Source organism: Parasphingorhabdus sp. (assembly GCF_041748495.1).
Classification (GTDB): Bacteria; Pseudomonadota; Alphaproteobacteria; order Sphingomonadales; family Sphingomonadaceae; genus Parasphingorhabdus.
The window spans coordinates 1-17,932 of record NZ_JBGTDD010000094.1 but is presented as its reverse complement, the minus strand read 5'-3'; the positions used below and the strand labels follow the sequence as shown (position 1 = coordinate 17,932).

Genomic DNA, 17,932 nt, shown 5'->3' with positions numbered 1-17,932 from the left:
GGCAAAACTCTCACGCATGGTTGGCAGGGTCAAGCTGTTGCGACGGCAAATCCATCGCCGGAGCGGGTTCGGCATGGTCAAACTTGTGCGATATCCAGGCCACCGCTTCGCTCCAGAAATCTATGCGCGCGTGGGCGGCAGGATTGGTCTGGATATGTTTTGCCATGATTGGCTCGCCGACCATTTGCAATCGCCAGACGTCGGGCGCGTGCTTGGCGACGCTGCCATGCTGGTGGCCCAGGTCATCGACAAAGACGGTAACGGAGGGGTCAAATTCAGCCAGAATGCTGGTCAGCAGCTCGCCTTTCCCGCCCTGATTGGTATAGACGGGAAAATCGATGCCTACCGCCTTGAGTTGTTCCGCTCTGGCTTCGCGGCGATCATCCAGCAGGTTGGTCAATATCACCACATCGGCAATGTCGCTGAGCCGATTGATGGAGTCTACCGCGCCTGCGATGGCGCCCTGGCGGTGCATTTCGCTGTCGAAAAATTCCTTCAGCATCGGCCAGATCTGTTCGGGCAAAACCTGAGTGCCATCATGCTTGTGGCGCAGGGCATTAGCGAAATCACTGCCATTTTCCAGATCGAAATGGATATGCTTGTCACTGTCCAGCCATTGCTGGAACGGTACCACCATATGCAGCAGGACCTCGTCGCAGTCGCTGATCAGAAGCGGCTTTTTACTCATGAAAATCTCCGGAGGAATTAAGATGATGGGCCGCAGCGGCCAGTCTGGCAGGCGCAACTCCAATGGCGTCCGCGCAGGCAAGCAGATCGGGTTCGTGATTGGCGAGAAAGCCGAGCAACGAAGCCAGCAGCGCCGGATCTTCGAGGCCAGATCGCAACTCGCGCGGATCCAGCCCGGTCAGGGCAAGCAGTCGCTCGGCGCGGTCCTGATCCTGCAGCACCCAGCCGAGCGCCTGCAAGGCGATGATTTCGCTGTCCGGCCCGAGATTGGGATTTGTTTCCATTGCCGCTTTCGCCTAATGGTTCGCCGGCAAGTTTGAAAGGGCAAATCCGGTCGTGGCAAAAAGAGTGTTGGTGGTTGAGGACAATGAATTGAACCTCAAGCTATTCTGCGATCTGCTGCGGGCCCATGGTTTTGTGGTGGAGCCGGTCAGCGATGGCCGGGAAGTGCTCGAAAAGGCGCGCAGCTTTGTACCGAATCTGATCATTATGGATATCCAGCTGCCCCATGTCAGTGGCCTGGAACTGATTGAGCAGATCAAGAAAGATGGCCAGCTCAAGATCATTCCGATCATGGCCGTGACCGCTTATGCCGGCAAGGGTGATGAAGACCGGATATTGAGTGCCGGCGCAGAGGCTTATGTATCAAAGCCGATATCGGTCGCAAAATTCATCGAATCGGTGCAGCAGGTTCTGCACCGTTAAAGCACCGCCAAAAGTTGCCTATTTGATCTTGGCTTCCTTGAACTCGACATGTTTGCGGACAACCGGATCATATTTGCGCTGCACCATTTTTTCGGTGAGATTCCGGGGATTTTTACGGGTTACGTAGAAAAATCCGGTGTCCGCCGTGCTGACGAGTCTGATCTTTACATTGGCTGGTTTCGCCATGGTGCATTCCTTAACGCAGAAGCTGAAATAAAAACAGCGACGCAATCCGGCGCCGCATTCGTTCAGCGCGCTAATGGTGAAAATGCCGGGCGATGTCAAGAAAAAGCCTGCAGCTTGATCCTGCCGACAAACTGCGGCTCCTTTACGACTTCTTAACCATGTTTTTGCATGGTCGCATCGAAGCAGGGAGTGAACGTGATGGACCGTGATAAAAATCTGTTGGTGCAGACCGAAATGCTGAGACTGATCGATGATTTGCCGGCAGAATTGGCCGGCCGGAATCCTCTCCAGTTTCTGATTCATCTCGACCACGTTCGGCAAAAAGCGACTCAGCATCGTCTCTCCGCCCTGCGCGATCTGAGCTGTGCCTTGGAAACTGCCTTGCAACCCGCGATCGTGAATGGCGGCGCGACAACGATCGCGCGTTCCTATCTGGAAGCGATGCGCGCGGCTCTTGATTGCTTCGAAATTAGTCCGGCCATGACCGAAGCACTCATGGCCAATGTTGCGCTACGCCTCGGCGGGCAGCCCTGACCGGATAGCCAGTGGATGCATTTCTAACCTCGCTTTTTGCTCTGGCACTGGCAGAATTTGGGGATCGTCCGCAGATATTATGTGCCGCTCTGGCCATTAGATATGGCCGGCTGTCCCCAATCATCTGGGGCCTGGGGCTCGCGACACTTTGCAATTGCGTGATTTCCGTGGCCGCAGGTGCTGCCATCCATCAATGGATCAGCGAAGACGCGCTGCAACTTTTCTATGCCTTGTCGCTGTTTCTCGCCGGCTTCGGCATGGTGGCGTGGCGCCGCCCGGTGGACTTGCTGCACAGCTGGCGGTTCGGACCGTTCTGGACATCTTTTCTGGGTCTCTTCATCCTGCAATTCGGTGACAAGGGGCAGTTTGTCCTGATGGCCACCGCGGCGCGAACCGATATGGGAGCCTTTGCTGCGGCGGGGGGGTGGATCGGGGTGATGCTGGCCTGTCTGCCTGCCATTCTGCTGCATCGGCAGCTGGCACAGTATATTCCGATTGCACCGATACGCTACGCCGGTGGCGCAGCTTTTCTATTGATCGGAGCCATATTGGCGCTCGGTGCCTGGGGAATATTCTGAACCCCTAAGCATGAACGGACCCAGTCCGCGCAAGTCCAGTCCGCTCAATCGATATAGTCAATCTGAGATAGTTGATCTTCCCATTGTATTATATTGCCAAAAAACTGTATCTTCAAAGAATAGAAATTCGAAAAGGAGACTGAACAATGAGCAAGGGCGATAATGCAAAAAAGGCTGTAGCTGAAGCATTGAATGGAATTTTGGCAGACAGCTTTGCTCTCTACTTGAAGACCAAGAATTTTCACTGGCATGTTTCCGGACCACATTTCCGGGACTATCATCTCATGTTTGATGAGCATGCCGCGCAAATACTGGCGACCACCGACCTGATCGCCGAACGGGTCCGCAAAAATGGCCATCGCACATTGACCTCGATTGGCGATATTGCAAAGCGACAGACCGTCGCCGACAATGACGATGCCAAGGTCGCTGCGCCGGATATGTTGAGCGAGTTGCGCGCGGATAATCTGAAGCTCGTCGAAAAGCTGCGTGAAGCCAAGGAACTGGCAGGAGAGGCCGGAGACAATGCGACCGATGGTCTGCTCGATGGCTGGACGGACGAAGCGGAAGAGCGTGCATGGTTCCTGCTGGAAATTGCTCAGAAAGATTGAGCAAAGACCAAGCAAAGGGCGGGCAATGTTTGCCAAGCCGGATCAATGTTGACAGTCGAATCATATCCCTGCCGCTTGCCCGCACATGGAAGAAGGCAGGGATACGACTTATCCCCTGATTTGGCTCAATTCTGTTGCCAATTCGTCACATATGTAACCAAAATTTGACATTTCTCCGAGGACATGTCGCGGAAAACCGGCCTTTTCCCCTAGAATTCCCCTAAATCAGAATTTTCGCTTTGATTCAGCTAGAAAAATCAAGCAAAGTATCGGTCTGGGTCCATTCTGACTGGTTTTTATAGGGGTAATTACTTCCATGCACAATAATTTCGCACATTCCACACGATCTGTACTTTTGCGCACCGCAGCGGCAGGGGCAATGGCGACACTCGCCCTCGCGACACCTGCTCAGGCGATTGTACCCAATAACAATTTCACACCAGCTCAGATTATCGATGCAGATGGCGGCGTTAATGGGGTCGGCATGTTTTTCCGTTTCGATGGCTTTGTGTGTTCCGGAACGCTGATCAACCCGCGAACCGTGTTATTCGCTGCTCACTGCGTGAATGATCGCCTGGAAAGCGATTATGATACCAATGGTGTCGTTCCTTCGGCTTTCTCTTTTGATGTCAATGCACTGCCCGGTTTCCAAAACTGGATCGCCAATGGCTTTGCTTCCAACCCCGACCTGTTTGTCTACAATATAAGCCAGATCGCCTATCACCCCGATTCGATAGTGCGTCCCCAAGGCTTCGGTTTTCTCGAGGCGGATATAGCCATTGCGACTCTGGATACGCCGGCCGCCAATATCCCGACATGGGCTCTGCTGTTTTCTCCGCTCCCCGATCCGGGACCGATCGATGACGTCACGGGTACCGGCTATCATGTAAACATTACAGGTTATGGCCGTTCGGGCACCGGAACCACCGGCGCTTCTCAAGGTATCGACTGGCGCCGCCGTGCAGCTGAAAATATGTTGGGTTCTTTGTCCTCTTTGGATGACCGCAATCTGTTCCTTTTCGGATCGACATTTGGCGACGAAGGCACAGGGCCACTAAACCCGCAGGTGCTGTACAATATCGATTTTGATGATCCAAACAAGACCAGTCCTTTCGATTTCAACCTGTACAAGGATGAACCGTTGCAAAAGGAAGGGACGTCTGCTGGCGGTGACTCTGGTGGTCCGCTGATACTTGATGCTGCGAATAACGCTTTGGCTGCGGGGGCCGGTGAAGATCTTCAAATCGGCGTCTTGTCTGGTGGCTCACGCTTCTTTGGGCCTCAGGTGTTCAGTTCTTACGGTACACAAAGTTTCTATCAACCGCTTTTCCTCTTCGCCGACTATATCGCATCGGTGAATCCCTATCGATATGTTAGTGCAAAAGCTGGCGACGGCGCTTGGGAAGACCCCACACACTGGCAGACTGATCTCGACCCCGCCTATCGCATCATTGATGCCAATGGCAATGTGATCAATGGCTTCCCCGACGCGCAATCAGGCGGCATCACGCAGGATACACCAAAATTTGGTGAAGTTTGTTTCGATCGGGAAGGAGATAATCCGGGCGACGAATGTTTCGATTTCGCTACCGGGGACAGCACGCCTCCATCTCGTCCGGCACCAGCGCCAACGCCGACTCCAACATCAAACATTGGTGAGGCCCAGCTGCCCAATGCGGCTCCTGCTGAAGTAGCTTCGACCACACCGGTCGTGCCTCTTGTTGAAGCCTCGGCAGCAGCACAGGCGACTTCGGTTACAGCGGCAGTTGGTCGTCCACAATCGGCTGCCAACGCAGCGATCCGCGGCGAAGGCATGATCGTGGAAAATGCAGCGATCAGCAGCGGCCTGACAATGGTAGAGAATGTGGCGATCAATGGCGGCGTATCGATTGTCGATGACGTCGCGATCCGCGGCGGCGCGCAGCCCGTTGGTGATATCGCCATCAGCGGCGGTGCCGCGCCACTGGCTGTTGTCAATGACTCCGAAGGCGGTCCGGAAGGCGCGGAAGAGCAACCACAGGCTGAAGGCGATCCATTCCCGGATCCAACGCTGGACAATGGCCTTGCCGGCGCTACGAATTTCGTGCCCGACAATATTGATGCCGACGTTGCCGAGGGTATCAATGCTCGCTATTTTGAAGTTACCTTGAACCGGGCTGGCACGACGACGCTGAGCAGCGACGTTACCATCGATCGTCTTAATGTTGGCGGAGCGGCCGGACTGGTGATCAGTTCCGGAGCCAGCCTGACGTCTTTGATCGACGTCAACCAGACATCCGGTCGCATCGCCGTAAATGGCACATTGAACAGCGCTGGAGATTATTCGCTGTTCTCGGGGATGTTAACAGGTAATGGAACGATCAATTTCCCGGGACGCTATGCTCGGGTAATCTTGGATCCTGCCACCGAAGCTGATGGCAGTCCGAATGATTTTTTTGCCGAAGTTGATGATGTTCCGGCGGTTACAAACCAGCAGTTTCTTGTACCATATCTGACCAGTATCGCTGGCATGATCGCACCGGGCTCGCTGGGAGGCATTGGTTCGCTCACTGTAAATGGTAATATGGTTCTGGCCTCCGGAAACGCTCTACTGATCGATTTTGGAGCCAATGGAGTCAGCGACACCATATCGGTACGGGCGGTTGCGCCGCCTAATGTGGGCGACGATGATTTCAACGAAAACCAGTTGGTCACATCGGGCAATGTAAATATCGGCGGTAACGTGGCGTTTAATCCGGTTGCAGGGTTTGATTCGTTTGTCGGCGGACGCTATCGACTGATTTCAACTGATCGTGTTACATTCGGTGAAGATGGAGAACGACTCCTGGATCTAAGCAGGCCGATGCGCGACGAGGATGGTAGCATTGTCCGCGATGACGATGGCAATATTGTCTATAACACCATAGCAGATCCACTCACCGGGACATTTGACAGCGGTACGCTCGCCTCTGTTATTCTGGTTGCGGATTTCATCTATGGCACGAATTTTGTGGATGCAGTCATCACGGCGCAAAGCTATCAGAACGTAATCGACTCGAGCAGTTCGGTTCAGGTGAGCTATGCAACATTGATGGATAATAATCGCGGAAACGAAACGGTTCGTGGCCTCTTCGACTTTCTGGACTTTACAAATAGTGCCGCAACCATTCGAGCCACGTTTGAAAGCTGGGCCCCAACCACGGAATCAACGGTGCAAACGATGGGCCGCGCCTATCTGGATAATGTTTCTGCTTTCCACCAGAACAGAATCAGCCTGGCGGACCGTTCTTCCAATGGCGGCACAGTCGCTGTGATCGGACGTCCGATGCAACTGGCAGCATCGTCCTTGGGTGGCTTTGGCTTAAACGGTACCGCTGTTCTCAGTGCCGCCGCCGCAAGCGCCAATGACACCGAAGTCCGTTCCGGCGGTGTGAATGAAAATATGGCGATCTATCTGGCTGGCGGATTCGTGAATGGCCAAGGCGGATCTATGCCGCTTGGCAATCCAGGGGCAGACGATGATTTCGACGGCTTCTTCGTTGCAGGCGGCCTAGAATATTATCTCGATGAATCGTCCTTCGTGGGTATCTCGGCTTATTATTCGGATGTCGATGCAACGGTTGCATTGGCCAATAGCGCACAGTCGAAAGCCATAATGGGCTCCATTTATGGACGGAAGCAAATGTCTGCCGGCTTGGTATTGGACGGTCGACTGACGCTGGGTAACTACAATGCCGAGACCTTGCGCAATGTTGCCCTTGGTGCCCAGGCATTCACCCTGACGACCGACGACGACAGCATGATTTATGCAGGCGAGATCGGATTGTCGAAAGAAATGGATCTTCTCAACGCAATTATCGCTCCCGGCATCCGTGCCCGGGCTGCGAAGATCAATTTCAGCAATGTGAGCGAACAGGGCGGTGGACCAGCTTTGACGATCGTTCGTCCGGACTATACCAGCGTTCAAGGGCTGGCCGGTGTCGAGTTCAAGTCGAAGCCAGGCAAGAAATTGCAATTGCGCGCCTCGATGAACTACGTCCATGAATTCGAAAGTAATCCGAACAGCTTCGGTGCGAATTTCGTCGGAGGCAATGGCGCGGTGGTGCCATTCGCTCTGGTCGAACCCGATAGAGACTGGGGCGAAGTAGGCGTTGGATTGCGCTATAATATGGGCAATGTCTCGTTTGATCTTTCTGCCGACGCAACAGTCGGCCGGTCGGATGTTTCCAGCCAAGTCTATTCCGGCGCGGTCAGCTTCCGCTTTTAAGGATTGAAATATGCGAAAAGCCCGCCGAAGTGATTCGGCGGGCTTTTCTGTGCCTGTTTGTGGCGATTGTTTGTCACGGACTTTGCAGCGCAAAAAAATGGCGGGTCAAGGCCCGCCATTTTTGATATTCAGGATCGAAGAAAGGCCGCTATTTCGCGACCAGATTTACCGCCGCGGTCTTGCCGCGTTGATCGACTTCCAGTTCGAACTCCAGCTTGTCCCCTTCTTCGAGCCCGCGCATACCGGCACGTTCGACAGCTGAAATATGGACAAATGCATCGGGCTGCCCGTCATCACGTTGAATGAAGCCAAAGCCTTTGCTGCCGTTGAAGAATTTTACGGTGCCAGTAGCCTTTTCTCCGGTCAGTTCCCGGCGAGGGGCACCGCCGCCGCCGCGATCTTCGCGCGGGCTTCCGCCACTGTCCGGCACTTCTATAAGGTCGCCCTCGATCTGAATGTCGGAAGCGGACACCTTGCCGCCACGGTCCACCAGTGAAAAGCGCAATGTTTGGCCTTCAGCCAGTCCCTTCAGGCCTGCGCGTTCGACTTGACTTATATGGACAAAAACGTCTTCGCCGCCACCGTCCTGGACGATGAAGCCAAAACCCTTTTGCGCATTAAAAAATTTCACCGTACCGGTGCTTTCGCCGACAACCTGATCCGGCATACCGCCGCTTCGTCTGGCGCCGCCTGAATCACTGTCCGGCCGCGTGTATCTTTCCACGGGCGGACCGTTATCACCTTGATATCCATCGAAGTTTTCGTCACCGAAGCCGTCGCGTTTATCCCGGCCTCTGCCTCGCCGGTTTCTATCAAAACCCATTCTTAAATCGTCACTTTCAATTCGCCCTACCCAGTAATAGCAATGCTGCAGCGGACGATCTCCGCAGCATTGTTTCGCACGAATCCCAATGTCGTACGACCCAACTATATAGAAAAACAGACGAATAAGCGAATGAATTCGATCTTTCGGTGATCCGCTAGTGGAATATGAGGCTCAGCCGAGCCAGGTCAGAAAAGCCAGGTTTTCGGATCAGCAATCGGTTCATGTTTCTGCGCTTTCACCAGGGCCAGCACCGAGCGAACCAGAACCCAGACTGCCAGCGCAATCAAAATCGGAATTCCGATCAATATGAATGATAGAATCGTGCCGATGACAGCGACAACGAACCCGATGATGAATGTCCTGATATGAAATTGTAAATGACTCTCTTCCCAAGAGCCCGCAACTTCATCCTTCCAGACCAATGCCAGCACGAACCCTACCAAGCCGGTAATGCCCACGACAAAGCCTGCAAGGTAGAGAAGCGAGATTATGGTAGCCTTGTTGAGATCGAAGCCGGAAGCAACGGGTTCAGGTTTTTTCTCTGCCATATCGTCAGGTCCCCGTGTTGGTTGCGCGATTGGTGCTGTTGTGCGCCAAGCTGCTCAAACTAAACTTGCTGTTTGGACCGGTCTGCGGCACATAGCATATCGATTGATGCCCTGCTGTCAAATTTTGCAGCCGGAGAAATCTGGTCGAGGTTCAATACCAGAACGCGAATGGCGTCACGCCGATGCCGCGGTTGGGAAGATGAAGTTGGCCGAGAGATAAAATAGACAGGCAAAAATTGATGGCAGTTTTTTTTCACGAAGAAGATATTCCCACAGGGGTTCTGGGCGATGGGGCCGTTGCTGTGGACACGGAAACCATGGGACTCCAAACGCACCGTGACCGCTTATGTCTGCTGCAGATATCAGACGGTCTCGGCGACGAGCATCTTGTGCGCTTTGGCCCAGCCAGTAACTATGGCGCTCCCAACCTTCGGTCTATTCTGTCGGATCCGAAGCGCTTGAAACTATATCATTTTGCGCGCTTTGACCTGGCCGCTATCGAACATTATCTGGGCGTGATGGCAGAACCGGTTTTCTGCACGAAGATCGCGTCTCGGCTCATTCGGACTTATACAGACCGGCATGGACTGAAGGAACTTGTCCGCGAGCTGCTTGGCCAGGATATATCGAAGCAGCAACAGTCCAGCGATTGGGGCAACCCGGAGCTTAGCGAAGCCCAGCGGGACTATGCTGCATCGGACGTGCGCTTTCTTCACAAATTGAAGGATGAGCTCGAAATCCGGCTCGAGCGGGAAGGCAGAATGTTTCTCGCACAGGCCTGCTTCGACTTTCTTCCAAACCGAGCGCGGCTTGATCTGGCAGGCTGGCCCGAGACCGATATTTTCGCCCATGCATGAACGATCGAATTTCTGGTTCAGCCTTGCTGACATAGGTCGTGGGAACGTTGCTTAACCATGTCAACGACCGTCAAACATGTTCGAACCAAGCGCCAGGATTTTGCCGCGCCGAACGGCAAGCATGATCGCAACGTAAGATTGTTGCGATTCATCCTGCCCGTGGGAGTGGGAGTCCTCGGTTCGATGCTGGCACTCGCTCCGTTTACCATGTCGGGCGAACTGAGTTTCGTCCTCGACAAGAATAGCGTGGACGTGGCCAAGGAACGGATGCGCGTTACCGAAGCGCTCTATCGGGGTGAGGATAGCGAAGGGCGGCCATTCTCCTTGAAGGCGGGTTCGGCTGTACAGAAAAGCTCCAGCGAAGCCGTCGTGGAATTGGATGATCTGTCTGCTCGCATATTGCTGGAAGACGGCCCGGCCCAAATCCGGGCCAGCGAAGGCCTTTATGACATGGACAGGGAAATTGTCCGCGTCCCGGGGCCGGTACAGGTCGAGGCCGCGAGTGGCTATCGGCTCTCAACCAGCAATGTTACGGTTGATTTCAAGCAACGAACATTGCGAAGTGCCGGCGCGGTCGAAGGACGGACCAATATCGGAACCTTTCGGGCGGATCAGCTCGAAGCCGATCTGGCTGAACGCACGGTGAGCCTGAATGGCAATGCGCATTTGCGGATCGAACAAAATGGACTAAGAAGACCCTAGATGAAATTGAACCTTTTTCTTTCCCTTTCCACTGGCACGGCGGTTGTGGTCGCTGGTTTCCTGTTGCTTGCAGGTCCGGCTCCCGCGCAGGTTTTCGGTAGTCATGACAGCAACGCACCGGTGAATTTCAACGCCGGCCGGATCGAGGTGCAGGATCGCGCGGATCGTGTCGTGTTGTCGGGAGCGGTCCGCGTCGATCAAGCCGGAATGGTACTCAATGCAGCGCGTATGACCGTGGCCTATCGGAATAGCGGCGGCATCGAAATTGACCGCATCGATGCGTCCGGCGGTGTCACCATTCGCAAAGCGGGCGACACCGCATCTGGCAATGTGGCCATTTATGACCTCAATCGACGCCTTATAACCCTGATCGGCGATGTTACTCTGACTCAGGGGGCGAACCGCCTTTCCGGTGGCCGCGTCATCATTGATCTGGCGTCTGGCCGATCGACGATTGACGGGCGTTCATCAGGAGGTGCTTCGGTCGGCACGGAGAACTCCAGCGGCCGCGTGTCCGGCACGTTCACGGTGCCGCAACGAAGAGATTGAAACCGCGCAATTTCCTGATGTTGCGACGCTCGATTCACGGCAAGGATATTCCATTTTCGGTCTGCCATGCACAAAGCTTGCCAATTTGGAGCAGATTGGGGCATGCTGTTAACCGATGGACAAGACAGATCGTGCAAATGAGGACTGATGATGAATGATATAGCTGCGACCGAACCGCCGACCATGGCTGATCCGGGTGCCGCGATGGCAAGTGATGCCATGGAACATGGCCTTGCGGTGGTTTCAATCGCCAAAAGTTACGACAAGCGCGCGGTCCTGTCCGATGTGTCGCTGTCGGTAGGCCGTGGTGAAGTCGTCGGGCTGCTGGGTCCGAACGGTGCGGGGAAAACGACCTGCTTTTACTCGGTGATGGGCCTGGTTCGACCGGATGCGGGACGGATCATGCTCGACGGCGAGGATATCACGTCCCTTCCCATGTATCGCCGCGCAATTCTTGGTATTGGCTATCTCCCGCAGGAAACCTCCATTTTCCGCGGAATGACCGTCGAACAGAATATCATGGCGGTGCTCGAGATGGTCGAATCGGATGCTGGCGTCAGAGCGGAAACGCTTGATCGGCTGCTCGATGAATTCGGTCTGACGAAGCTGCGCAGTTCGCCTGCGATGGCGCTGTCCGGGGGTGAGCGGCGGCGATGCGAGATTGCCCGCGCATTGGCGGCGAGCCCTTCGATCGTGCTTCTGGATGAACCTTTTGCGGGTATTGATCCCCTGTCGATCGCGGATATTCGCGATCTGGTGTGTCAGTTGCGAGAGCGCGGGATCGGCGTCCTTATCACCGATCATAATGTTCGCGAGACGCTCGATATCGTCGACCGGGCCTGCATCATCTACGATGGTCAGGTGTTGTTTGCCGGGAGTCCGGAAGATCTGGTGGCAGATGCCAATGTCCGGCGGCTATATCTGGGTGAAGGCTTCGCACTATAGCAATGGCACTCGCGCCTCGCCTCGATTTGCGGCAGAGCCAATCGCTGGTGATGACGCCGCAACTGCAGCAGGCAATCAAGCTGCTGACCCTATCCAATCTCGAGCTTGAAACCTTCATTTCCGATGAGATCGAGAAGAACCCGCTGCTTGATACCGGAGAACTCTCGATCGAGAGTGGCGAGACAAATGACAGTGAGGATCGGCTGAACGAGGCGCCAGCCCAGGGAAGCGATGAAATACTGATTTCGGGACCTTCGGATTTCGAATCCGCACTCGACATGCAGGGGGATACGGATAGCTATTCCAATAACAGTATCTCTGAGAGCGATGGTGCGCTTGATGGTCAACTGGGCCTCAATGGCGCAAGTTCTGGCGCGTCGGGGGAAGCGCCGGATTTCGAGAATATGCTGGCCGCTGAAATAACACTGACGGAGCATTTGATGGATCAGGCCGGCACGGTGCTTTCCGGCGCCGACCTGTTCGTGGCGCAGCATATCATCGATCAGATCGACGAATGCGGATATTTACAGGCCGACTTGCTGGAACTGACCCAGCGCCTGAATGTCGGACTGGTCGACATCGAGCGTATATTGGCCGTCGTCCAGACATTTGAGCCGGTCGGTGTAGGGGCCAGGGATCTGGCAGAGTGCCTGGCGCTGCAAGCCAAGGATGCGGATCGCTATGATCCGGCGATGGCGCGGCTGATCGAGAATCTGGACCTGCTGGCCAAGGGGGCGTTGCCGCAACTCAAGCGGATATGCGGGGTCGATGATGAAGACCTGATGGATATGATCGGCGAGTTGCGCAACTATGATCCGAAGCCGGGGTGCAAGATCGGCGGCGGCGAGGTGCAGTCGGTTGTGCCCGACGTGTTTGTCGCGGAACGGGCGGGGCGGTGGATCATCGAAATCAACAGCGCCACCTTGCCCAAAGTGCTGGTCAACCGCAGCTATTATGCCGAGTTGAAGAACGGAGCGCAGGACAAGCAATCGAAGGAATGGCTGAACGAATGCCTCGCCGACGCCAACTGGCTGGTCAAGGCGCTCGACCAGCGGCAGCGGACGATCGTCAAAGTTGCGACCGAAATCGTCAAGCAGCAGGAAGAGTTTTTCCGCAAAGGTGTGGCGCATCTTCGCCCGTTGACGCTGAAGAATGTCGCCGAAAAAATCGAAATGCACGAATCGACGGTCAGCCGGGTAACGTCGAACAAATATCTGTCCTGTTCGCGCGGGACATTCGAGCTCAAATATTTCTTCACCAGTGGCATCCAGTCTTCGACGGGTGGCGAAGCGGCTTCGGCAGAGGCGGTGAAGAGCCACATCAAGACGCTGATCGACGGCGAGGATCCCAAGAAAATCCTGTCCGACGACAAGCTGGTCACGCTGCTCAACGCCCAGGGCTTCGACATTGCTCGCCGGACCGTGGCCAAATATCGCGAAGCGCTCGGACTGGGCAGCTCGGTGCAACGCCGCCGGCAGAAAGCGCTGCAAGGCAAGGCCGCCTAGATTGGCTTGCGCAGCACGGCGAATTCCAGATCCGGAGATTTCGGCCGGCCAAAGCGCAGGTCATCGTGCGGAAATGGCCGATGTTCGCCCGTCCGCCGATAACCGCGCCGTTCATAATAAGCGATCAGGTCGGTGCGCTGCCTGATGACGGTCATCTCGATGGCGTTCGCCTGCCACTGTTCCCGGACAAAATCTTCCGATCGGATCAGCAGTTGCTTGCCCAGTCCCGCCGCCTGGAGTGCCGGATCGACCGTCAACAGACCGAGATAGGCGAGTCCGCCGCCGATATGGGAGAGCTGGACGCAGCCGGTGATGACCTGCCGCTGTTTGGCCAGCAGGATGACCTGATTGTCCGCCGCGATGATCGCGTGCAGCGCCTTGGCATCGGTCCGCTGGCCGCCGAGCAGGTCGGCCTCGTGGGTCCAGCCACGCCTGGCGCTGTCGCCACGATAGGCGCTTTCGATCAGCACACGGAGCGCTTCGATATCGCCGGCAGCGGCGCGATCAAGGTTCATGCCAGTCGCACTCCGTCCGCTTCCAGAACCCGGCCGTCCCTGACCCGGCCGGTCACCACCACCCGTTTTTCGACCTCGTCGATCGGCGTTCGCAGCAATTCCAGCCGATAGCGCCGGCCATCCTCGCTCTGTAGCAGGAAACCGGCCGCGTCGCGCTGTAGCAGCCCGGAATATTCCCGGTCGTCTGGATCATCGGTTCCCATCAGGCAGCGGCGAGCAAGGATTCGCTGATCTCCCACAGCCGCTCGGCGTCGGCGTCATCGGCAATATGCGGTGCACAATGCTGATAAGGTAGGGAATCCGCTCCGGCCAGCTGGGCCACGTCGCAATCTTCGCAATAGACGCCGGGCATGGCATCGAGCAAAGGCGAGGTGGCGGCCCAGAGCGAGGTGGTGCAGCCCTGGGTGGGAGTCTTGAAGATGTCGGCGACCGCTGCGGGAATCGTGCCGTCCGGGTTCAGCCAGCCCAGTTCGATCTGTTCTTCCTGCGGCAGATGGCGTTGCAAGGGCGTGAAAATCCCGCCCGGATGGACCGAGAAGGCGCGACCGCCAAATTCCTGCATCCGGCGGCTCAGCGCATTGGCGAACAGGGCATTGGCGCTTTTTGCCTGAGCATAAGCCACCCATTTCTGATATTCGCCATGTTCGAACTGGATGTCATCCCACAGGATGCCATTGCGCTTGTGGGCAACGGATGACAGCGAGACCACCCGAGGGGCATCGGCTTTTTCGAGCAGCGGCAGCAGCGCCCGGGTCAGCGCGAAATGGCCCATGTGATTGACCCCGAACTGGCTTTCCCAGCCCGGACCCACTCGCTCCAGCGGGCAGGCCATGATCCCGGCATTGTTGATCAGAAGGTCAAGACTGTCGATGCTGTCATAGGCGGAAGAAGCGAAGGCGCGGACCGAATCGAGATCGGCCAGGTCCATTTTTGCCGAGGAAATATCGCCCTCGATGGCGGCGAGATTTTCCTCCGCCTTGACCGGATCGCGCACCGGCACGATCACCGTAGCACCGGCATCGGCGAGCGCCCGCGTGGTTTCCAGACCAATGCCCGAATAGCCGCCGGTGACGATCGCGGTCTTGCCGGTCAGGTCGATACCGGCGAGGATCTCGTGCGGTTCGCTTTTTGCGTGAAAGCCCGAGCCGAGCGGTTTCTGGTCTGCTGCTGCCATTTGTTTTTCCTTTCTCTTGCCGTCAGTCCTGAGCCTGTCCAAGGACGCCTATCGACCATTTGCCTGGTCGGACAGGCTCACCGCGAACGGTCAATGATCAAGCTCATCACGAACGGTCGAAAAGGACTCCCGATCAAACCGCCGCTTTCGACCCCACGATTTCCGACACCGGCATGAAGACATAGCCAAGATCTTCGGCGACCGCCTTGTAGGTGACATGGCCATTCCAGACATTCAGTCCTTCGGCGAGATGCGCGTCGTCGCGCAGCGCCATTTCCCAGCCCTTGTTGGCAATCGCCAGCGTGTGCGGCAGGGTCACATTGTTCAGCGCATAGGTCGAGGTGCGCGAGACCGCGCCGGGCATATTGGCGACGCAATAATGGACGATTTCATCGACGACATAGGTGGGGTCCTGATGGGTGGTGGCCCGCGAGGTTTCGAAACAGCCGCCCTGGTCGATCGCGACGTCGCAGAGCACGGAACCCGGCCGCATGGTCCGCAGCATGTCCCGCGATACCAGCTTCGGCGCTTCGGCGCCCGGGATCAGCACCGCGCCAATCACCAGATCGGCGTCGGCGACGCATTCCGCGAGATTGGCCTTGTTGGAGAAACGGGTCTTGGCGCGGGTCTCGAAAAAGGTCCCGACCGATTCCAGCACTTCGGGGTTGCGGTCCAGGATCGTCACATCGGCACCGAGGCCGGATGCCATTTGCGCGGCGTTGAAACCGACCACGCCGCCGCCGATGATCGTCACCTTGCCGGGGGCGACGCCGGGGACTCCGCCGAGCAATATACCGCGGCCGCCATGGGCTTTTTCGAGCGCGGTCGCGCCGGCCTGGATCGACATCCGTCCGGCAACCTGGCTCATCGGTTTGAGCAGCGGCAAGCCGCCGCCGGTGCCGGTGACCGTTTCATAGGCAATGCAGATCGCCTTGGACTTGACCAGATCGGCGGTCTGTTCCGGATCGGGGGCGAGGTGGAGATAGGTGAACAATATCTGCCCTTCGCGCAGCATCGCCCGCTCGATCGCCTGGGGCTCCTTGACCTTGACCACCATTTCGCATCGCTCGAATATATCGGCTGCGGTGGCCGCGATCGTTGCGCCAGCGGCGACATATTCCGCATCTTCCGCGCCAATGCCCAGTCCGGCACCGGTTTCGACCAGCACATCATGGCCATGAGCGGTCAGTTCCCGGACCGATTCGGGGGTCAGGCCGACCCGATATTCGTGATTCTTGATTTCTCTCGGGGTTCCAACGCGCATGGCAGGCTCCTGTTCTGATGAGTCTATAGGCTTTGCATTACCAGCAAATGACGGTCCGTGCGAGATCTCCTGTAATATTATTACGCTATTTTGAAACTTTCCTCATCGGTACGGAAATGGTGCAAATATTGCCATAGCCGCCCTGCGCCGCGATATATTGCAACAGCGCCGGACTGTAGCTGGCGAGAAATTCGTAAGCCGGCTGCTGGGCCAGCGGCAGTTCGCTGGCGAGCCGGATCGATTCGATCCCGACATGGTCTGATGCGTCGGCGTAGAAACCCCCGGCCGCGGTGCCCAGCGGCAGATTCTGCAAATGCTCCAGCCCGTCGATCACTCGGCCGACCATGCCGAATGTCGTATCGAGACTGCGCGCCGCTTCGCCGGTGATCACCGAGATCTCGGCGCCGCTGCCGGTGTCCGGCGGATCATAATGGGCGGGCGACAGAGACCCGCGGCAGGTCAGCGGATAATATTTCGTCTCGCCCTCGATCGTCTGGCTGCCGATCGGCCAGCCGCCGCCGAAACCGACTGTCTGCGCGCCGCTATTTTCGTAGATCATCTGCATCAGCGGCTGGATATTGGTGCCCTGATATTGGTTGCTGTAATCGACCGCCGCCTGCAGCGCCGTCATGTCGCCGTCGCGTTTTGCGCCGAGCGCGGCGTTGAAATATTCGCTCTCGGGGACGGTTTCGAGACCCCTGGGCAGAGTCTTGCCGTCAGGATTGCCACCAAACTGGGTCACAAAATCCTTGGCGACACGGTAAATCTTGGTGCCGTCCCACCAACGGCTTCCGGCAAGCTTGCGGACATTGCGGACATGGCCGCCGGAAAGATCTGCCGGGAGCAGCTGAATCACCGCCTGCCGTTTGCTGCCGTCGGCGGCGTCGGGGAGTGTAAAGACCAGCAGGTCGCTCACCGGGATAGGTAGCCAGTGGTCGGCAGGGGCGGCGGCGAGGATTTCGGCGGGGGTTGGGGCAGGGGTTTCTTCCTGCGCCAGTGCTGGAGATGCGAGGGAAAAACAGGCTGCCGCAAGGGACAAAGAGGTGATGCGTGCTGATCGAATCGGGTTTCTCATGCTGCTTTTCCCGTGACGAACTTTACAAACTTTACAGTGTTAAAGAAAAGGAAACCTGTTTTCCCTGCGAGGGCGCCAAAATGGCGGGATGAAGGGATGAAGGCTGGCCTGTCTTCCATGACTCTTATTTACCTAGTTTGAGCAATGTAGGAAAGGCGATTTCCGTTCCCCGTTGAAGAGCGGGGTCCAGTCGAGTCCTGCCGGTGCGGTTTTTGACGCGGGTTCAGGAATATTCTAGGCCCTCCCCTGCGGCGGGAAACAGATGTCACTCCGGCGCCACTCGCCGCACCGGGACCGGAATATTGCAGATATCGGCACCACCGGCCGGGACAATGAAAAACGGATCGCGGCGATTGGCTCTGGCGTCGGCATATTTTGCGAAGGTTTCGCTTTCGGTATCAAGATATTCGAAGCTTGGCTGGTCG

Annotated in this window: 20 protein-coding genes and 1 pseudogene; 10 read left to right on the top strand and 11 right to left on the bottom strand. The window is 56.5% G+C overall.

Annotation, left to right across the window (positions count from 1 at the left end):
- Nucleotides 1-10: 10 nt before the first annotated feature.
- Nucleotides 11-688, bottom strand: a complete 678-nt coding sequence (locus tag ACEW8J_RS07920; protein WP_373491097.1) for an HAD family hydrolase — start codon at nt 686-688, stop codon at nt 11-13.
- Nucleotides 681-971 carry a DUF3572 domain-containing protein gene (locus tag ACEW8J_RS07915; protein ID WP_373491096.1) on the bottom strand — a complete coding sequence of 97 codons (291 nt, stop codon included), beginning with the start codon at nt 969-971 and terminating at the stop codon, nt 681-683. Before ACEW8J_RS07915 ends, ACEW8J_RS07920 begins: the two co-directional genes overlap by 8 nt.
- A 52-nt stretch (nt 972-1,023) precedes the next feature.
- Between ACEW8J_RS07915 and ACEW8J_RS07910 the strand changes: the two genes are divergently transcribed.
- Nucleotides 1,024-1,392 carry a response regulator gene (locus tag ACEW8J_RS07910; RefSeq protein ID WP_373491095.1) on the top strand — a complete coding sequence of 123 codons (369 nt, stop codon included), beginning with the start codon at nt 1,024-1,026 and terminating at the stop codon, nt 1,390-1,392.
- Between the two features lie 18 nt (nt 1,393-1,410).
- Here the strand turns inward: ACEW8J_RS07910 and rpmG are convergent, their stop codons facing one another.
- The gene (gene rpmG / locus ACEW8J_RS07905) at nt 1,411-1,578 is read right to left on the bottom strand and encodes a 50S ribosomal protein L33 (RefSeq protein ID WP_332042690.1); all 168 of its coding nucleotides are present in this window, start codon (nt 1,576-1,578) and stop codon (nt 1,411-1,413) included.
- Between the two features lie 198 nt (nt 1,579-1,776).
- Between rpmG and ACEW8J_RS07900 the strand changes: the two genes are divergently transcribed.
- The 4 genes from ACEW8J_RS07900 (at nt 1,777) to ACEW8J_RS07885 (ending at nt 7,547) form a co-directional block, all read left to right on the top strand.
- The gene (locus ACEW8J_RS07900; protein WP_373491094.1) at nt 1,777-2,112 is read left to right on the top strand and encodes a hypothetical protein; all 336 of its coding nucleotides are present in this window, start codon (nt 1,777-1,779) and stop codon (nt 2,110-2,112) included.
- Nucleotides 2,113-2,123: 11 nt separating this feature from the next.
- On the top strand, nt 2,124-2,690 hold the full coding sequence (locus ACEW8J_RS07895) for a TMEM165/GDT1 family protein (RefSeq protein WP_373491093.1): 567 nt from the start codon (nt 2,124-2,126) through the stop codon (nt 2,688-2,690).
- A 146-nt stretch (nt 2,691-2,836) separates the two neighbouring features.
- Nucleotides 2,837-3,301, top strand: coding sequence for a Dps family protein (locus ACEW8J_RS07890; RefSeq protein ID WP_373491092.1), 465 nt, complete (start codon nt 2,837-2,839; stop codon nt 3,299-3,301).
- Between the two features lie 379 nt (nt 3,302-3,680).
- Nucleotides 3,681-7,547: an autotransporter domain-containing protein gene (locus ACEW8J_RS07885; protein WP_373491091.1), complete on the top strand. Its 3,867-nt coding sequence runs from the start codon at nt 3,681-3,683 to the stop codon at nt 7,545-7,547.
- Between the two features lie 148 nt (nt 7,548-7,695).
- Here ACEW8J_RS07885 and ACEW8J_RS07880 read toward each other — a convergent pair whose 3' ends face one another.
- Together ACEW8J_RS07880 and ACEW8J_RS07875 are read right to left on the bottom strand one after the other, a co-directional pair.
- A complete protein-coding gene (locus ACEW8J_RS07880; RefSeq protein WP_373491090.1) occupies nt 7,696-8,370 on the bottom strand; it encodes a cold-shock protein in 675 nt (224 codons plus the stop codon).
- A gap of 188 nt (nt 8,371-8,558) precedes the next feature.
- The gene (locus ACEW8J_RS07875; protein ID WP_373491089.1) at nt 8,559-8,921 is read right to left on the bottom strand and encodes a DUF4870 family protein; all 363 of its coding nucleotides are present in this window, start codon (nt 8,919-8,921) and stop codon (nt 8,559-8,561) included.
- 239 nt (nt 8,922-9,160) lie between these two features.
- On the opposite strand from ACEW8J_RS07875, the gene ACEW8J_RS07870 reads away from it, so the two are divergent.
- The 5 genes from ACEW8J_RS07870 to rpoN all read left to right on the top strand — a co-directional run bounded on the left by ACEW8J_RS07870 (nt 9,161) and on the right by rpoN (nt 13,479).
- Entirely contained in the window at nt 9,161-9,778 is a 618-nt protein-coding gene (locus tag ACEW8J_RS07870) for a ribonuclease D (protein WP_373491088.1), read from the top strand.
- Between the two features lie 57 nt (nt 9,779-9,835).
- Nucleotides 9,836-10,480 (top strand): LPS export ABC transporter periplasmic protein LptC, encoded by a 645-nt coding sequence (gene lptC, locus ACEW8J_RS07865; RefSeq protein ID WP_373491087.1) that lies wholly within the window; start codon nt 9,836-9,838, stop codon nt 10,478-10,480.
- Nucleotides 10,481-11,029 carry an LptA/OstA family protein gene (locus tag ACEW8J_RS07860; protein WP_373491086.1) on the top strand — a complete coding sequence of 183 codons (549 nt, stop codon included), beginning with the start codon at nt 10,481-10,483 and terminating at the stop codon, nt 11,027-11,029.
- Nucleotides 11,030-11,212: 183 nt separating this feature from the next.
- Nucleotides 11,213-11,974 (top strand): LPS export ABC transporter ATP-binding protein, encoded by a 762-nt coding sequence (gene lptB / locus ACEW8J_RS07855; protein ID WP_373491114.1) that lies wholly within the window; start codon nt 11,213-11,215, stop codon nt 11,972-11,974.
- 2 nt (nt 11,975-11,976) lie between these two features.
- Nucleotides 11,977-13,479, top strand: coding sequence for an RNA polymerase factor sigma-54 (gene rpoN, locus ACEW8J_RS07850; RefSeq protein WP_373491085.1), 1,503 nt, complete (start codon nt 11,977-11,979; stop codon nt 13,477-13,479).
- Here the strand turns inward: rpoN and ACEW8J_RS07845 are convergent.
- The 6 genes and pseudogenes from ACEW8J_RS07845 to ACEW8J_RS07820 all read right to left on the bottom strand — a co-directional run.
- Entirely contained in the window at nt 13,476-13,994 is a 519-nt protein-coding gene (locus ACEW8J_RS07845; protein ID WP_373491084.1) for a GNAT family N-acetyltransferase, read from the bottom strand. The genes rpoN and ACEW8J_RS07845 overlap by 4 nt on opposite strands.
- Nucleotides 13,991-14,197, bottom strand: coding sequence for a DUF5818 domain-containing protein (locus ACEW8J_RS07840; RefSeq protein WP_373491083.1), 207 nt, complete (start codon nt 14,195-14,197; stop codon nt 13,991-13,993). The genes ACEW8J_RS07845 and ACEW8J_RS07840 overlap by 4 nt, the downstream gene beginning before the upstream one ends.
- Nucleotides 14,197-15,168: an oxidoreductase gene (locus ACEW8J_RS07835; RefSeq protein WP_373491082.1), complete on the bottom strand. Its 972-nt coding sequence runs from the start codon at nt 15,166-15,168 to the stop codon at nt 14,197-14,199. Before ACEW8J_RS07835 ends, ACEW8J_RS07840 begins: the two co-directional genes overlap by 1 nt.
- 133 nt (nt 15,169-15,301) lie before the next feature.
- A complete protein-coding gene (gene ald, locus ACEW8J_RS07830) occupies nt 15,302-16,432 on the bottom strand; it encodes an alanine dehydrogenase (RefSeq protein ID WP_373491081.1) in 1,131 nt (376 codons plus the stop codon).
- Nucleotides 16,433-16,517: 85 nt separating this feature from the next.
- Nucleotides 16,518-17,507, bottom strand: coding sequence for a peptidylprolyl isomerase (locus ACEW8J_RS07825; RefSeq protein ID WP_373491080.1), 990 nt, complete (start codon nt 17,505-17,507; stop codon nt 16,518-16,520).
- A gap of 265 nt (nt 17,508-17,772) precedes the next feature.
- Nucleotides 17,773-17,932 (bottom strand): annotated as a pseudogene (locus ACEW8J_RS07820) (peptidylprolyl isomerase); the annotation flags it as partial.

What these genes read in the sequence shown, in the direction of transcription:
- ald (WP_373491081.1), bottom strand. Translation starts at nt 16,432, where the DNA reads ATGCGCGTTGGAACCCCGAGAGAAATCAAGAATCACGAATATCGGGTC.
- ACEW8J_RS07890 (WP_373491092.1), top strand. Translation starts at nt 2,837, where the DNA reads ATGAGCAAGGGCGATAATGCAAAAAAGGCTGTAGCTGAAGCATTGAAT.
- ACEW8J_RS07915 (WP_373491096.1), bottom strand. Translation starts at nt 971, where the DNA reads ATGGAAACAAATCCCAATCTCGGGCCGGACAGCGAAATCATCGCCTTG.
- rpmG (WP_332042690.1), bottom strand. Translation starts at nt 1,578, where the DNA reads ATGGCGAAACCAGCCAATGTAAAGATCAGACTCGTCAGCACGGCGGAC.
- ACEW8J_RS07900 (WP_373491094.1), top strand. Translation starts at nt 1,777, where the DNA reads ATGGACCGTGATAAAAATCTGTTGGTGCAGACCGAAATGCTGAGACTG.
- rpoN (WP_373491085.1), top strand. Translation starts at nt 11,977, where the DNA reads ATGGCACTCGCGCCTCGCCTCGATTTGCGGCAGAGCCAATCGCTGGTG.
- ACEW8J_RS07835 (WP_373491082.1), bottom strand. Translation starts at nt 15,168, where the DNA reads ATGGCAGCAGCAGACCAGAAACCGCTCGGCTCGGGCTTTCACGCAAAA.
- ACEW8J_RS07875 (WP_373491089.1), bottom strand. Translation starts at nt 8,921, where the DNA reads ATGGCAGAGAAAAAACCTGAACCCGTTGCTTCCGGCTTCGATCTCAAC.
- ACEW8J_RS07885 (WP_373491091.1), top strand. Translation starts at nt 3,681, where the DNA reads ATGGCGACACTCGCCCTCGCGACACCTGCTCAGGCGATTGTACCCAAT.
- ACEW8J_RS07825 (WP_373491080.1), bottom strand. Translation starts at nt 17,507, where the DNA reads ATGAGAAACCCGATTCGATCAGCACGCATCACCTCTTTGTCCCTTGCG.
- lptC (WP_373491087.1), top strand. Translation starts at nt 9,836, where the DNA reads ATGTCAACGACCGTCAAACATGTTCGAACCAAGCGCCAGGATTTTGCC.
- lptB (WP_373491114.1), top strand. Translation starts at nt 11,213, where the DNA reads ATGGCTGATCCGGGTGCCGCGATGGCAAGTGATGCCATGGAACATGGC.
- ACEW8J_RS07845 (WP_373491084.1), bottom strand. Translation starts at nt 13,994, where the DNA reads ATGAACCTTGATCGCGCCGCTGCCGGCGATATCGAAGCGCTCCGTGTG.
- ACEW8J_RS07840 (WP_373491083.1), bottom strand. Translation starts at nt 14,197, where the DNA reads ATGGGAACCGATGATCCAGACGACCGGGAATATTCCGGGCTGCTACAG.
- ACEW8J_RS07870 (WP_373491088.1), top strand. Translation starts at nt 9,161, where the DNA reads ATGGCAGTTTTTTTTCACGAAGAAGATATTCCCACAGGGGTTCTGGGC.
- ACEW8J_RS07880 (WP_373491090.1), bottom strand. Translation starts at nt 8,370, where the DNA reads ATGGGTTTTGATAGAAACCGGCGAGGCAGAGGCCGGGATAAACGCGAC.
- ACEW8J_RS07860 (WP_373491086.1), top strand. Translation starts at nt 10,481, where the DNA reads ATGAAATTGAACCTTTTTCTTTCCCTTTCCACTGGCACGGCGGTTGTG.
- ACEW8J_RS07920 (WP_373491097.1), bottom strand. Translation starts at nt 688, where the DNA reads ATGAGTAAAAAGCCGCTTCTGATCAGCGACTGCGACGAGGTCCTGCTG.